General features: G+C 68.4%; 14 protein-coding genes and 1 pseudogene. 11 read left to right on the top strand and 4 right to left on the bottom strand.

What is annotated here, in order from left to right:
- The first annotated feature begins 6 nt into the window (after window positions 1-6).
- The gene (locus FXN61_RS04985) at window positions 7-1,440 is read left to right on the top strand and encodes an alpha,alpha-trehalose-phosphate synthase (UDP-forming) (RefSeq protein WP_167970788.1); all 1,434 of its coding nucleotides are present in this window, start codon (window positions 7-9) and stop codon (window positions 1,438-1,440) included.
- A 45-nt stretch (window positions 1,441-1,485) separates the two neighbouring features.
- A complete protein-coding gene (gene otsB / locus FXN61_RS04980; RefSeq protein WP_167970673.1) occupies window positions 1,486-4,017 on the top strand; it encodes a trehalose-phosphatase in 2,532 nt (843 codons plus the stop codon).
- Between the two features lie 50 nt (window positions 4,018-4,067).
- Here otsB and FXN61_RS04975 read toward each other — a convergent pair whose 3' ends face one another.
- Together FXN61_RS04975 and radA are read right to left on the bottom strand one after the other, a co-directional pair.
- A complete protein-coding gene (locus FXN61_RS04975) occupies window positions 4,068-4,565 on the bottom strand; it encodes a hypothetical protein (protein WP_167970671.1) in 498 nt (165 codons plus the stop codon).
- An 83-nt stretch (window positions 4,566-4,648) separates the two neighbouring features.
- A pseudogene (radA, locus tag FXN61_RS04970) lies at window positions 4,649-6,030 on the bottom strand (DNA repair protein RadA).
- A 276-nt stretch (window positions 6,031-6,306) separates the two neighbouring features.
- Between radA and FXN61_RS04965 the strand changes: the two are divergent.
- Window positions 6,307-6,735: a DoxX family protein gene (locus FXN61_RS04965; RefSeq protein ID WP_167970669.1), complete on the top strand. Its 429-nt coding sequence runs from the start codon at window positions 6,307-6,309 to the stop codon at window positions 6,733-6,735.
- 182 nt (window positions 6,736-6,917) lie between these two features.
- Here the strand turns inward: FXN61_RS04965 and FXN61_RS04960 are convergent, their stop codons facing one another.
- Window positions 6,918-7,673: a hypothetical protein gene (locus FXN61_RS04960; RefSeq protein ID WP_167970667.1), complete on the bottom strand. Its 756-nt coding sequence runs from the start codon at window positions 7,671-7,673 to the stop codon at window positions 6,918-6,920.
- A 254-nt stretch (window positions 7,674-7,927) separates the two neighbouring features.
- On the opposite strand from FXN61_RS04960, the gene FXN61_RS04955 reads away from it, so the two are divergent.
- The 4 genes from FXN61_RS04955 to FXN61_RS04940 are packed head-to-tail and all read left to right on the top strand — an operon-like array spanning window position 7,928 to window position 10,013.
- The gene (locus FXN61_RS04955) at window positions 7,928-8,416 is read left to right on the top strand and encodes a CarD family transcriptional regulator (protein WP_065915127.1); all 489 of its coding nucleotides are present in this window, start codon (window positions 7,928-7,930) and stop codon (window positions 8,414-8,416) included.
- A gap of 43 nt (window positions 8,417-8,459) precedes the next feature.
- Window positions 8,460-9,152: a 2-C-methyl-D-erythritol 4-phosphate cytidylyltransferase gene (gene ispD, locus FXN61_RS04950; RefSeq protein WP_167970665.1), complete on the top strand. Its 693-nt coding sequence runs from the start codon at window positions 8,460-8,462 to the stop codon at window positions 9,150-9,152.
- The gene (ispF, locus tag FXN61_RS04945) at window positions 9,149-9,616 is read left to right on the top strand and encodes a 2-C-methyl-D-erythritol 2,4-cyclodiphosphate synthase (protein ID WP_167970663.1); all 468 of its coding nucleotides are present in this window, start codon (window positions 9,149-9,151) and stop codon (window positions 9,614-9,616) included. Before ispD ends, ispF begins: the two co-directional genes overlap by 4 nt.
- Before the next feature lie 4 nt (window positions 9,617-9,620).
- The gene (locus FXN61_RS04940; RefSeq protein WP_167970661.1) at window positions 9,621-10,013 is read left to right on the top strand and encodes a PPOX class F420-dependent oxidoreductase; all 393 of its coding nucleotides are present in this window, start codon (window positions 9,621-9,623) and stop codon (window positions 10,011-10,013) included.
- Here the strand turns inward: FXN61_RS04940 and FXN61_RS04935 are convergent.
- A complete protein-coding gene (locus tag FXN61_RS04935; protein ID WP_167970659.1) occupies window positions 10,010-10,288 on the bottom strand; it encodes a DUF6191 domain-containing protein in 279 nt (92 codons plus the stop codon). The genes FXN61_RS04940 and FXN61_RS04935 overlap by 4 nt on opposite strands.
- 53 nt (window positions 10,289-10,341) lie before the next feature.
- Here FXN61_RS04935 and FXN61_RS04930 point away from each other — a divergent pair, with 53 nt between their 5' ends.
- The 4 genes from FXN61_RS04930 to FXN61_RS04915 form a co-directional block, all read left to right on the top strand.
- The gene (locus FXN61_RS04930; RefSeq protein ID WP_167970657.1) at window positions 10,342-11,286 is read left to right on the top strand and encodes a toll/interleukin-1 receptor domain-containing protein; all 945 of its coding nucleotides are present in this window, start codon (window positions 10,342-10,344) and stop codon (window positions 11,284-11,286) included.
- Between the two features lie 24 nt (window positions 11,287-11,310).
- On the top strand, window positions 11,311-11,934 hold the full coding sequence (locus FXN61_RS04925) for an HAD family hydrolase (protein WP_167970655.1): 624 nt from the start codon (window positions 11,311-11,313) through the stop codon (window positions 11,932-11,934).
- Window positions 11,931-13,325: a cysteine--tRNA ligase gene (gene cysS / locus FXN61_RS04920; protein ID WP_167970653.1), complete on the top strand. Its 1,395-nt coding sequence runs from the start codon at window positions 11,931-11,933 to the stop codon at window positions 13,323-13,325. Before FXN61_RS04925 ends, cysS begins: the two co-directional genes overlap by 4 nt.
- A 5-nt stretch (window positions 13,326-13,330) precedes the next feature.
- A partial coding sequence (locus tag FXN61_RS04915) for a TrmH family RNA methyltransferase (protein ID WP_312877549.1) occupies window positions 13,331-13,957 on the top strand: 627 nt, incomplete at its 3' end.

The following is a 13,957-nucleotide window of genomic DNA, read 5'->3' as shown; positions in this document are numbered from 1 at the left end:
GTGAGCATGGACATTGGCGAGAACGGGGCGGAATTCGTAGTCGTGGCCAACCGGCTGCCGGTTGACCTGGAGCGCTTGCCTGACGGCACCGAGCGCTGGAAGCACAGCCCGGGAGGGCTGGTGAGCGCGCTCGAGCCGTTCCTCCGTTCACACAGCGGCGCGTGGGTCGGCTGGCCCGGCGTGTCCGACGCCGAGGTGGCACCGTTCGAAGACGACGGCCTGCTGCTGCACCCCGTGCCACTGTCCGCCAAAGAGGTCGAGGACTACTACGAGGGCTTCTCCAACGGCACCCTGTGGCCGCTCTACCACGACGTCGTCGCGCAGCCCGCGTTCCACCGGCACTGGTGGAACGCGTACGTGCGGGTCAACCAGCGGTTCGCCGACGCGACCGCGAAGATCGCCGCGCACGGCGCGACCGTGTGGGTGCAGGACTACCAGCTGCAGCTCGTCCCCGCGATGCTGCGCGACCAGCGGCCGGACCTGAAGATCGGCTTCTTCCTGCACATCCCGTTCCCGCCGGTCGAGCTGTACATGCAGCTGCCGTGGCGAACCGAGATCATCCGCGGCCTGCTCGGCGCGGATCTGATCGGCTTCCACCGCCCCGGCGGCGCGCAGAACTTCCTCTGGCTGGCCCGCCGGCTGGTCGGCCTCGAGCCCAGCCGCGGCACCGTTGGTGTCAGGACCCGGCCAGGTGTCGTGCAGGTCGGCGACCGCACGGTGCGCGTCGGCGCGTTCCCGATCTCGATCGACAGCGCCGGCCTGGACGCGGTGGCACGGCGCAAGGAGACGCAGGCCCGCGCGAGGCAGATTCGAGCGGATCTTGGCAACCCCAAGCGCATCCTTCTGGGCGTGGACCGTCTCGACTACACGAAGGGCATCGACGTCCGGATCCGCGCTCTGTACGAGCTGATCGCGGACGGACGCGTGGACCCCGAGGACGTCACGATGGTCCAGCTCGCCACGCCCAGCCGGGAGCGTGTCGACCACTACAAGACGATGCGTCAGGACATCGAACAGTCCGTCGGCCGGATCAACGGCGAGTTCGGACGAGTCGGCAAACCCGTCGTGCACTACCTCCACCAGTCGGTGAACCGCGAGGAACTCGTCGCGTTCATGAGCGCCGCGGACGTCATGGTCGTGACGCCGGTTCGTGACGGTATGAACCTCGTGTGCAAGGAGTACGTCGCCTGCCGATATGATCTTGGTGGAGCTCTGGTGCTCAGCGAGTTCGCCGGCGCTGCCGCAGAACTGACCAGTGCGTTCCTGGTGAACCCCCATGATCTGGACGGTGTCAAGAACGCACTGCAGGCCGCCCTCGACATCGATCCCGCTGAAGGCCGCCGTAGGATGCGCGCGCTGCGCCGCCAAGTTCTCACCCACGACGTTGACCGTTGGGCGAGGTCGTTCCTGGAGGCGTTGGGCACGCAGACCTCGGTCTGAATCATTTCAGATCCCACTGACCCATCGAGTGCTCCAGGAGGGGCGTTGACCGCCGAGGCCCTCCCCGCCGAACTGCGCCGAGCAATCGTGCAGCTGGCCCGAACCCCACGACTGCTGGTCGCCAGCGACTACGACGGAACACTCGCGCCGATCGTGAGCGACCCGGAGCAGGCACGCCCGCTCCCGGAGTCGGTGAACGCGCTGCGTTCTCTCGCGAGCTTGCACGAGACCACCTCTGCCGTGATCTCCGGTCGCGCGCTGCGCGACCTCGCAACCCTGTCCCGCCTGCCCGGCGAGGTCCACCTCGTCGGTTCACACGGCTCCGAGTTCGACGTCGGCTTCGTCCACGCGCTGGACGCGAACGCCAAGGCGTTGCTGCGGCGCATCGAAGCCGAGCTGGAACAGATCGTCGACGGCCACGAGGGCGTCCAGCTCGAGGTCAAGCCCGCCTCGGTCGCGGTGCACGTGCGCCGTGCCGCGAGCGAGGCCATCGGTGAGACGGTGCTCTCCGCCGTCCGCACCGGCCCGTGCACCTGGGAAGGTGTCCAGGTCACCGAGGGCAAGGCCGTCATCGAGCTCGCCGTCGTCGAGACCGACAAGGGCCACGCCCTCGACGTCCTGCGTCACCAGGTCGGCGCCACCGCGGCGATCTTCCTGGGTGACGACGTGACGGACGAGAAGGCGTTCGCGCGCCTGCACGGTCCGGACGTCGGTATCCGCGTCGGCGCCGGCGAGTCGCTGGCCGAGCACTACGTGAGCGACCCCGCTGACGTGGCCACGGTCCTCGCGTTCCTCTTGGAGGAGCGACGGGCGTGGCTGCACGGCGACCAGGCCGTGCCGATCGAGCGGCTGACCATGCTCGCCAACGAGCGCTCGGTCGCCCTCGTGACGCCCGATGCCAAGGTCAACTGGCTGTGCCACCCGGAGCCGGACTCCGCGGCGATCTTCGCAGACCTTCTGGGTGGTCCGGCCGCAGGCCACTTCTCGATCAAGCCGGAGCACGGGTCGCTGCCGCTGGGCCAGCGCTACCTGCCGGGCACGATGATCGTGGAGACCCGCTGGTCGCGGCTCCTGGTGACCGACTACCTGGAGCACGACCTCGCCTCGCACCGCACGGACCTGGTGCGCAGGATCTCCGGCTCGACCAACGCGGTGATCACGTTCGCGCCGCGCCCGGAGTTCGGTCAAGTGCCGGTGCGGTTCATCCGCGAGCGCGAAGGTCTGCGCGTAGTCGGCACCTCGGACCCGATGGTGCTGCGTTCGCCCGGCGTCGACTGGGAGATCACCTCCGACGGCGTTCAGGAGACCGCACGGGCGATCGTGCGTCCGCGCGAAGGCGCACCGGTGTTGCTGGAGCTGCGTTGCGGCACCGACGACATCTCCGAGCACGCGCAGGCCGAGTCCGTCCGTCGTGACCGCGCGTCCGGCTACTGGTCGGACTGGGCGGCGGGCCTCAGGCTCCCGCCCGTGCAGACGGACCTGGTGCTGCGCTCGGCTCTGACGCTGCGCGGCCTGGTGCACAAGGACTCCGGCTCGATCATGGCCGCGGCCACCACGTCGCTGCCCGAGGAGCTGGGCGGTGTCCGCAACTGGGACTACCGCTACTGCTGGCTGCGTGACGGCGCGATGACCGCCGCCGCGCTGGTGTCCGTGGGCTCCTTCGCGGAGGCCGACGGCTTCCTGGCGTGGCTGCACGGCGTCCTGCAGACCATCCCGGGTCCGGAGCGCCTGCACCCGCTGTACACGTTGCAAGGCACCCAGCTCGGCGCCGAGGCCGTGATCGACACGCTGCCCGGTTACGCGGGCTCGCGTCCGGTTCGCGTCGGCAACCTCGCCAACCAGCAGGTGCAGCTCGACGTGTTCGGCCCGGTGGTCGACCTGGTCGTCCAGCTGGCCACCGCGCGCGGCTCGCTGTCGGACCAGGACTGGAAGATGGCCCAGGCGATGGCCGAGGCCGTCTCGCGGCGCTGGCACGAGCCGGACCACGGCATCTGGGAGGAGCGGCACGCGCCGCGCCACCACGTGTACTCGAAGGTCATGTGCTGGCTGACCATCGACCGCGCGATCAAGCTCGGCGAGCAGTTCGGCCGGGATCTCGACCCGTCGTGGGTGACGTTGCGCGACACGATCGCCACGGACGTGCTGAAGAACGGCTGGAACGACGAGGTCCAGTCGTTCACCACGGCCTACGACGGTGACGACCTGGATGCGGCATCGCTCTTCGTCGGACTGTCGGGTCTGATCGACCCGGCCGACGAGCGGTTCCAGTCGACGGTCACCGCCATCGAGGCCGAGCTGCGGTCCGGCTCGACCGTGTACCGCTACCACCGCGACGACGGCCTGCCGGGCGACGAGGGCGGCTTCCACCTGTGCACGGCGTGGCTGATCGAGGCCTACCTGCTCACCGGCCGTCGCACCGAGGCCGAGGAGCTGTTCGGCCAGATCGTCGCGGCCGCCGGCCCCACCGGCCTGCTGCCCGAGGAGTACGACCCGATCGCCGAGCGCTCGCTGGGCAACCACCCGCAGGCCTACTCCCACCTGGGCCTGATCCGCTGCGCCCAGCTGCTCTCGCAGTGATCTGACCGCACTCGGGGACCTTCCACACCCGGAAGGTCCCCGAGTGCGTTTCACGGTCGTGGTGGCACCCGTTCCACGATCTTCGCGGTGCCCGGCGAACTGCCCTGCAGGGTGATCACATCGCCTCTGCCGAGATGAGCCCACGCCGGCGGCACGAACGGGCGCAACCGTGCCGTCGCACGTTCACCCGGCCCCAGCACGGGCTTGGACTCGATCCACAGCGCGGCCACTCGCCGATCGTTGCCCGTCAGGTCCCACGTCGGCCGCTGTCCCCTGGCGGGCAACGGTTCCGCGTCGTACGACAGTGTCAGCTCGACCCGCATCAGGCCCTGGATCGACTCCACGCAGCGCCACTGGAACCAGGCCTCGTCGAGGTCCATCTGGATCGCCGTCTCCGCCAGCAGCGCCCAATAACGCGGTGTCTGCCAGGTGTTGCCGTCGAACTCCCCCAGCAGGTCGAGCACCAGCTCCCACTCCTCGTGGTCGAGGTGGTCAAGCACGTCCGCGCTCTGCACCTCGGCCGGCACCAGTCCCGCAGCCAACCGCAACAGCTCACCTATCTCGCTGTCGTGTCTCCCCAACACCCGTGTATTCGATCACGGTCGCCCACCGGGGCGACCGGCGCGTCAGCTCAGCCCTCCTCACCCTTGCTGCTGCGACGCCCGTTCAGGCCCAGCACGTCCAGCGCCGACACCAGATCGTTCGCCACCAGCGCCCGCACCCCGTCGGGCAACGGCCCGTGATCCGGCGGCACCAACGCCTTCTTGAACCCCAGCCGAGCAGCCTCGGTCAGCCGCTTGCCGACGCCGTTGACCCGCCGGATCTCCCCCGCGAGCCCCACCTCGCCGAGCACCACCAGGTCGGCGGGCAACGCGATCTCCCGCTCCGCAGACGCCACCGCCAGCACGACCGCGAGGTCGGCGGCGGGCTCGACCAGCCGCATCCCGCCCACGGTCGCGGTGAACACGTCCTTCTGGAACAGGTTGACCTTCCCGCGCTTCTCCAGCACCGCCAGCGCCATCGAGATCCGCGCGGCGTCCAGACCGCTGACCGCACGCCGGGGTGCCGGCAGGTTCGTCTTGGCCACCAGCGCCTGCACCTCGCCGAGCATCGGCCGCTTGCCCTCGACGATCACCGTGACGCAGGTGCCCTCGACGGCCTTCTCGCGGCGCGTGAGGAACAGCCCCGACGGGTCCGGCACCCCGACGATGCCGTCGTCGCGCAGCTCGAAACAGCCCACCTCGTCCGCCGCGCCGTAGCGGTTCTTGATGCCGCGCAACAGCCTCAAACTCGAATGGCGATCGCCCTCGAACTGCAGCACCACGTCGACGAGGTGCTCCAGAACCCGAGGCCCCGCAACGGATCCGTCCTTGGTGACGTGCCCGACCAGCACGACGGGGAGGCCGCGTTCCTTGGCCATCGCGATCAGTCCTGCTGCGACGGTCCGCACCTGCGTGACACCGCCGGGCACACCGTCGACGCTCACGGTCGACATGGTCTGGATGGAGTCGACGATCAGCATCGACGGCTTCACCTGGTCGACCTGGCCGAGCAACGCGCTGAGCTCGCTCTCGGCCGCCAGGTACATCTCGTGGTGCAGGTTGCCGGTGCGTTCCGCGCGCAGCCGCACCTGACCGGCGGACTCCTCGCCCGTGACGTAGAGGCAGCGGCCGTGGCCTTCTGCCCAGCGGTGCGCGGTCTCCAGCAGCAACGTCGACTTGCCACACCGGGCTCGCCGGCCAGCAGCACGACGGCACCCGGCACGAGACCGCCGCCCAGCACGCGGTCGAACTCGCTGACGCCCGTCGTGAGCGCCCGCGCCGACTCGATGTCGACCTCGCCGATCGGCCGGGCAGCCGACGTCGGCGCACCGGCCACGACGCGGGTCACCGACGCCGTGCCACGTTCCTCGATGCTGCCCCAGGCCTGGCACTCGGGGCAGCGGCCGAACCACTTCGCCACCTCGTGCCCGCACTCGGCACAACGGAAGATCGGCCGCGCTGTCTTCGCCACGGGATCGAACGTTAGAGCACGACACCGACAGTGTTTGTTGGCCGCCGCTTCGCAGACGGCGGCGAGTTCGCCGGGAAGTCGGTCATCCGGCCACCGCTTCGGGCCGAATCGCCTGCGGCGGTTGACCCGAAGAGGTGACCGGATGACCGACGCGAACTCGCGTCCCAGGTCAGACACCCGGTCAAAGAAACTTCGAAGATTTTTGGCAGGTTTGTCGATCCGGTGTCGCGCCCGTTCGACGCATCAGTGGAAGGACACGACAGCCTGGAGGACACAGTGACCACCGCTAACCCGACCCAGACCCGCAAGTCCACCGTCGGCCGCTACGCCACCGTCGTCACCCGCGTGCTGACCGGCCTGCTGTTCGCCACGACCGGTCTCAACGGCTTCCTGATGTTCATGCCCGCACCTGACCCAAGTACGTTGGCCCCCGAAGGCGTGGCCTTCAACGCCGCGCTCTACGCGACCGGGTACATGGTGCAGCTCGCGTCCGGTGTCCAGCTGCTCTCCGGCCTCTTGCTGATCATCGGCCGGTTCGTGCCGCTGGCGCTCGCGATGCTGGCCCCGATGGTCGTGAACATCTTCCTGTTCCACATTTTCCTGGAGCCGAGCGGCATGGTCATGGCGCTGCTGGTGGTCGCGGCCGAGATCGGCCTGGCGTGGGCCTATCGCGACAAGTTCCGGCCGATGCTCAAGGCCGCCTGACCGAACGACGACGAACGCCGCCCCCTCACCAGGAGGGAGCGGCGTTTGTCATGTCGCGAGTTCGTGTCGGTCGTCCGGTTACCTCTTCGGGTCAACCGCCGCAGGCGATTCGGCCCGAAGCGGTGGCCGGACGACCGACTTGCAGACGAACTCGCCGCCGCCTGCGGAGCAGCGGCCAAAACTCAGTGACCGCCGGTTTCGTGGCCTTCGCTGACGCGCTTGTGCTCGGACGGCGCGATCGGCACCTCGAGCGTGACCGAACCAGCCTTCTCGAAGAGGAACGTGATCTTGATGGTCTGCGCGGCCACCACGTCACGGTTGATCTTCTTCAACGTGCAGCGGATCTGCAGCACCTCGAGGTCGTCGGGAATCGCGGCCGACGAGGAGGTCGGCGCGACGGACGAGCCGGAAGGCCGGCCGGACGACGGCGACACGGAGCCCGAGGTCGGGGCGACCGAAGACGACGACGGGGCAGACGACGGCGCACCGGACGTCGGCGACACCGAAGAAGAAGGCGCATGCGACGAAGACGGCGCGTGCGAGGACGACGGGGCGTGCCCGGAGGACGAAGGCGCGGAGGTCTTCGTCGGCGCCTTCGAGGCGTCGTACTCGGCCTGCAGCGCGTACCGCGGCGGGATGTCCTTGCCACCCACGACCTCGGCCTCGCCCTCAGCGGCGTCGGACTTGATCGACAGCAGCTTGTCCGGGTTCTCGCCCGTGTTCGCGATGACGAAGGTCATCGGCACGTCTTCACCCTCGTGGTAGCGGTTGCCATCCGGCGGGAACGCCAGCATGACGTTGCGCACCGCGATCGGGCCCGCGTTGCCGCTCGCACCGTCGACGGCAGCGACCTGGGTGTCGGTCTGGGTGACCTGACCGGCGCTGCAGCCGACCGCCACCAGGCCGAGGCCCGCGGCCAGCGCTGCCGTCACGATCATCCGGCGAGACACTCCTGAATTCACGGCTCCAGCGTCCTTCCTAGGGAACAACCACCAGGCAAGGAGCCTAACCGGGGCCCGAAAAGCGGACTCGACGTGGTGCCAATCGATCTTGACACCCCCGTACGTTGCACGCGAACAGGTGGTTTGTCAACCCCCCGCATGGCCCTGACCAGCACTAACGGATCATCGAGCTGCGTTCGAAGCCTTGCCGGACGTGTTAGGATGGAGGAAGCGAAAGGGGCAGAGGACACATGGTTTTCAAGGTCGGAGAGACCGTCGTCTACCCGCACCACGGTGCCGCTCTCATCGAAGCAATCGAGACCCGCGTGATCAAGGGCGAGGAAAAGAAGTACCTCGTTCTCAAGGTGGCGCAGGGCGACCTCACCGTTCGGGTTCCCGCTGACAACGCCGAGATCGTAGGCGTGCGTGACGTTGTCGGCCAGGAAGGGCTCGACCGGGTCTTCGAGGTCTTGCGTGCTCCCCACACCGAGGAGCCGACCAACTGGTCTCGGCGGTACAAGGCCAACCTTGAGAAGCTCGCCTCCGGCGACGTGAACAAGGTTGCGGAAGTGGTGCGCGACCTCTGGCGGCGCGAGAAGGATCGCGGGTTGTCCGCCGGCGAGAAGCGGATGCTGGCGAAGGCGCGGCAGATACTGGTCAGCGAGCTGGCGCTGGCCGAGGGTACCGACGAGGACAAGGCCGAGGTTCTCCTCGACGAAGTTCTCGCCACCGCGTCGTAGTTCTCACAATCACAAAACACAGAGCATCGGATAACGCCGCAAGATGAGTGTTGTCGCGCTCGTTCCTGCGGCTGGGCGGGGTGAGCGTCTGGGCTACGGGATGCCCAAGGCGCTCGTGCCGGTCAACGGAGTACCGCTGCTGACCCGTGCCGTTCAAGGTCTGTTCGCCTCAGGCCAGGTGCAGCACGTCGTCATCGCCGCGCCACCGTCCGATGTGGACTTGGTGCACAACGCAACCGCCTCGCTGGCTCCGGCCGGCGGGGCGGTGCACGTGCTTTCAGGGGGCGCCGAACGCACCGACTCGGTGCGCCTCGCCCTCGAACACGCGCTCCGCGTGATTCCGGACACCTCGATCGTGCTGGTCCACGACGCTGCTCGCGCCTTCACCCCTCCCGAGGTCATCGCCGACGTCGTGGCCGCGGTGCGCGACGGGCACGACGCCGTCATCCCTGTGCTTCCGGTGGCCGACACGATCAAGCAGGTGAACGAGGTCGGAGTAGTCGTCTCCACACCTGACCGGACCGGTCTGCGGGTCGTCCAGACCCCGCAGGGTTTCCGCGCCGAGATTCTCAAAGCCGCCTATTGCTCCGGTATTGCCGCGACTGATGACGCTGGTCTCGTAGAGAAAAACGGCGGCACGGTCCACACGGTTCCCGGACACGCCCATGCCATGAAGATCACCACCCCGTTCGACCTCGCGGTCGCGGAAGCACTTTTCAGCGGAGGCCAGGAGTGAGGATCGGCCAGGGCGTCGACGTCCACCCGATCGAGGCAGGTCGCGAGTGCTGGATCGCCGGGCTGCTGTGGGAGGGAGTCGACGGGTGCGCGGGTCATTCCGACGGTGACGTCGCCTCGCACGCGTTGTGTGACGCACTGCTCTCCGCGGCAGGCCTCGGCGACCTGGGCGCCGTCTTCGGCACCTCCGATCCACGCTGGTCGGGCGCGCACGGCGTGGTTCTGCTCACGGAGGTGCGCCGCCTCGTCGAAGAGGCCGGATACCGTGTGGCGAACGCCACAGTTCAGGTCATCGGCAACCAGCCGCGCATCGGCAAACGCCGCGAAGAGGCGCAGAAAACGCTTTCCGAGGCCATCGGCGGCCCTGTCTCCGTCGCGGGCACCACCACCGACGGGCTCGGTCTCACAGGGCGAAACGAAGGAATCGCGGCGATCGCCACGGCGTTGCTGATCAGCGTAACCTGACCGCATGGCCACGCTTTCGGAACCACAGCGCGAACTTCTGGATAGCCCGAACTACGCCACGGTCGCGACGCTGAGCAAGGACGGCAGCCCGCAGACCTCCGTCGTGTGGATCAAGCGCGACGGCGACGACGTGCTGTTCTCCACCGTGATCGGCCGTGCGAAACAACGCCACCTCCAGCGCGACCCGCGGGTGAGCATCACCGTGATCAACAAGGACAACCCGTACCAGTACACGGAGTTCCGCGGCGCCGCGTCGCTGACGACCGAGGGCGGGTTCGACCTCATCAACGAGCTGTCGCACAAGTACATCGGCAAGGACTACCCGGGCGACGTCGGCACGGACAACGTGCGCGTCATCGTCCGCGTGAACGTGACCAAGACGACCGGAAACCTCTAGTCCGGCAGCTTCAGGACAGCGGTGCCGCCGTCGAGGTCCACCCGGCTTCCCGGCGGCGCGGCGTCACCCTCCTCGTCGCGCAGCTGCCGCTCCTCCTTGCGGTACTCGATCTCGTCGCGCTTGCCCGCCTCGAACGTCGCGCCGAGTTCGCCGATTCCGGCCGTGGCCATCGGCGTGCCCTTCTTCCCCCGCGCGAACCGTTCGATCACGGCGAGCACGAACAGAGCGGCCACCAACGCCGGTAACGACATCGCGAAAAGGAACCCCAGGCTCATACCTGGACAACTCCGGCCACGGCGCTGTGGTTCCCGCCACTACCATGACGCCGGTGCCCAAGTACGACGTTTGTCTCTCGTTCGCCGGTGAAGACCGCCCCTACGTCGACGAGGTGGCCCGCCACCTCTCCGAACTGGGCGTATCCCGTTTCTACGACACCGACGAGCAAGCCGATCTCTGGGGCAAGAACCTCGTCGAGCACCTCGACCAGATCTACCGCGTGGACTCGCGCTTCTGCGTGATGTTCGTTTCCGAGCACTACGCGCGGAAGATGTGGACCAAGCACGAGCGGCAGTCCGCGTTCGACCGCGCGCTGGTCTCCGACACCGAGTACGTGCTGCCCGTGCGGTTCGACGACACCGTGATCCCCGCGTTGCGCGTCGGGACCGGCTACCTCGACCTGCGTCGCCTCACCCCGCGCGAACTGGCCGAGAAGATCGCGGAGAAGGTGGGCGTCGAGGTCGGTCCACCGCCGGCCGGCTGGGAGTACCAGCTGTTCTCGGACACGGTCACGACCAACATGGCCAAGCTGAAGGACAAACAGCTCAGCCACGGGATGGCCTTCGCGGCGAACGTGCGCACGCACACCACGGACACCGACGCGCTCGACTACTTCAAGGCGCGCTCGCGCGTGTTCGACGACATCGTCAACAGCGTCTCGAACGTGCTCTCGGCGGGTAACCAGCAGTGGGCGTTCGGACCGGCGAACAAGCCGGGCGACGCCGACCGGATCCGGCACCTGGCCGGGACGTTCCTCAAGGCGTACGAGAACCTGCTCGACTGGGCGGCCGACCTGCGCGGCACCGCGACGCCTGACCACCTGCGCGCGCTCTACGCGGCCGCGGCGCGGCTCGCCGATCACCCGCTGAAGCAGATCGAGGAGTTCGTCGAGCACTTCGCCGCCGCTGCCCAGCGCGGTGCCGGCGACCTGACGCTGACCATCGAGTACGACCCGTCGGAGGTCGAGGCCGAGCTCACAAAGGTCCAGACCACCTAGCCGTTCGGCACGTACAGTCGGGGCGTGACGATCCGCGCTGCACTCTTCGACTTCTCCGGCACGCTCTTCCGGCTCGAGCACCCCGAGCTGGCGTCCAACGCGGACCTGATGCGTGCGCTCACCGCCCCCGTCGGCATCGCCGACGGCATGGACCCCGAGCTCGTGGACGCGTGGTACCGGCGCGACCTCGACCCCGACGTCCACCGCTGGGTGCACGTGAAGGTCCTCAACGACGCACTCGTGCCCAATGCGGAGGCGCTCTACGACCAGCTGATCGACGCCGAGTCGTGGCAGCCCTACCCGGACACCAGTGCCGCGCTGGAGCACCTCGCCGACATCCCCGTCGCGGTCGTCAGCAACATCGGCTGGGACATCCGCCCGGTGTTCGAGCGGTTCGGCCTCACCCACCTCGTGGACGAGTTCGTCCTCTCCTACGAGGAGGGCGTCATCAAGCCGGACCCGAAGATCTTCACCACCGCGTGCGAACGGCTCGGCGTCGATCCGGCGGACGCGGTGATGGTCGGCGACAGCGAGGAGGCGGACGGCGGAGCCGAGGCGATCGGCTGCTCCTTCCGGCTTGTCAATCCGGTTCCGACGAGTGACCGCCCCAATGCTCTTTTGGATGTGGCCCGTACCATTCCCGTGTGAGCCTCCACATCTACGACACGGCGAGCCGGAGCATGCGGGAGTTCCACCCGCAGGTCAACGGAACGGCGTCGATCTACGTGTGTGGGGCGACCGTGCAGGGCATCCCGCACATCGGCCACGTCCGCAGCGGCCTGAACTTCGACGTTCTGCGTCGCTGGCTCGCACGCGACGGCGCCGACGTGACGCTGATCCGCAACGTCACCGACATCGACGACAAGATCCTCACCAAGGCCGCAGAGCACAACAGGCCGTGGTGGGAATGGGCGTACACGCACGAGCGCGCCTTCGAGGACGCCTACGACGCGCTGGGCTGCTTGCCGCCGTCGTACGCGCCGCGCGCCACGGGTCACGTGACGCAGATGGTCGAGCTGATGCAGCGGCTGATCGACAAGGGTCACGCGTACGACGTCGACGGTGACGTCTACTTCGACGTGCGCTCGTTCCCCGAGTACGGCGCGTTGTCCGGGCAGAAGCTCGACTCCGTGGAGCAGGGTGAGACCGCGGTGCGCGGCAAGCGCGACGCACGCGACTTCACGCTGTGGAAGGCCGCCAAGCCCGGCGAGCCGTCCTGGCCGACGCCGTGGGGCAACGGCAGGCCCGGCTGGCACCTCGAGTGCTCTGCGATGGCCACGACGTACCTCGGCAGCACGTTCGACATCCACGGCGGCGGGCTCGATCTGATCTTCCCGCACCACGAGAACGAGCAGGCCCAGTCGCGCGCGGCCGGCGACGGCTTCGCCAACTACTGGATGCACAACTACTGGGTGACGCTGTCCGGCGAGAAGATGGCCAAGTCGCTCGGCAACACCGTGTCCATCCCGGCGATGCTGAACAAGGTCCGCGCGCAGGAGCTGCGGTACTACCTGGTCTCGCCGCACTACCGCTCACACATCGAGTACTCGGAAGGCGCGCTGGCGGAGGCGGTGACCGCGTACGGCCGCATCGAGTCGTTCCTGCGTCGCGTCGTCGAGCGCGTGGGCCGGGTCGAGCTGCGTGGCGACATGTGCCCGGACTTCGTCGTTGCGATGGACAACGATCTGAACACGCCCCAAGCCGTGGCGGCACTGCACAACAAGGTGCGCCAGGGCAACACGGCGCTCGCCGACGGCGACCACGACGCGGCCCGCGAGGCCGCCGAGTGCGTTCGCCGCATGGCCGACATCCTCGGCGTCGACCCGTTGTCGCCGAAGTGGAACGACGTCTCGTCTGCCGATCTCGGCATGCGGCAGGCGTTGACCACGCTCGTGGATCGGCTGCTCGTCGAGCGCCTGGAAGCCCGCAAGAGCAGGGACTTCGCGCGTGCTGACGCGTTGCGCGACCAGCTGCTCGATGCGGGCATCGCCGTCGAGGACACCCCCGACGGTCCGCAGTGGACTTTGAAGGACGACTGACTTCCGTGGCTGGCAACTCCAAGCGCAAGGGCGCGATGCGCAATCCGGGCTCGAAGAAGGGCGCGGTCGTCGGCTCCGGCGGACAGAAGTCCAAGGGGCTGCAGGGCAAGGGCCCGACTCCGAAGGCGTCGGAGCGCCCGAACCACCCCGCGTACAAGCGGGCCAAGGTGGCCGCGAAGACCGAGGCGGTCAAGACGCAGCGGCGTCAGAAGACCGAGAAGGCCTACGCGGAGACCGTGGCGGGCCGCAACCCCGTCGTCGAGTGTCTGCGCGCGGGCACGCCGGCGACGGCGCTGTACGTGGCGCTGGGCATCGACGCGGACGACCGCGTGGCAGAGGCCGTGCGTCTGGCCGCCGACCGGGGCATCTCCGTGCTGGAGGTGGCCCGCGGCGAGCTCGACCGGATCACCGGTGGAGCGATGCACCAGGGCCTGGGCCTGCAGGTGCCCCCGTTCGAGTACGCGTCGCCGAACGAGCTGCTGGAACTGGCGCAGCGCGCCGGTGACCCGCCGCTGCTGGTGGCGCTGGACGGCGTGACCGACCCGCGCAACCTGGGTGCCGTCGTGCGGTCCGCCGCGGCGTTCGGCGCCCACGGCGTGGTTTCGGCTCACCTCGCCGCAACTGGTCTCTCG

Source organism: Lentzea indica (assembly GCF_012184385.1).
GTDB classification, from domain to species: domain Bacteria; phylum Actinomycetota; class Actinomycetes; order Mycobacteriales; family Pseudonocardiaceae; genus Lentzea; species Lentzea indica.
Note: the sequence above shows the minus strand (reverse complement) of the source record. Positions and strands in the feature narration are given on the sequence as shown.

Excerpts from the sequence above, each read along its gene's own strand:
- FXN61_RS04935 (WP_167970659.1), bottom strand. The coding sequence starts at position 10,288 with ATGAGCCTGGGGTTCCTTTTCGCGATGTCGTTACCGGCGTTGGTGGCC.
- FXN61_RS04960 (WP_167970667.1), bottom strand. The coding sequence starts at position 7,673 with ATGATCGTGACGGCAGCGCTGGCCGCGGGCCTCGGCCTGGTGGCGGTC.
- ispD (WP_167970665.1), top strand. The coding sequence starts at position 8,460 with ATGAGTGTTGTCGCGCTCGTTCCTGCGGCTGGGCGGGGTGAGCGTCTG.
- FXN61_RS04955 (WP_065915127.1), top strand. The coding sequence starts at position 7,928 with ATGGTTTTCAAGGTCGGAGAGACCGTCGTCTACCCGCACCACGGTGCC.
- FXN61_RS04985 (WP_167970788.1), top strand. The coding sequence starts at position 7 with ATGGACATTGGCGAGAACGGGGCGGAATTCGTAGTCGTGGCCAACCGG.
- FXN61_RS04940 (WP_167970661.1), top strand. The coding sequence starts at position 9,621 with ATGGCCACGCTTTCGGAACCACAGCGCGAACTTCTGGATAGCCCGAAC.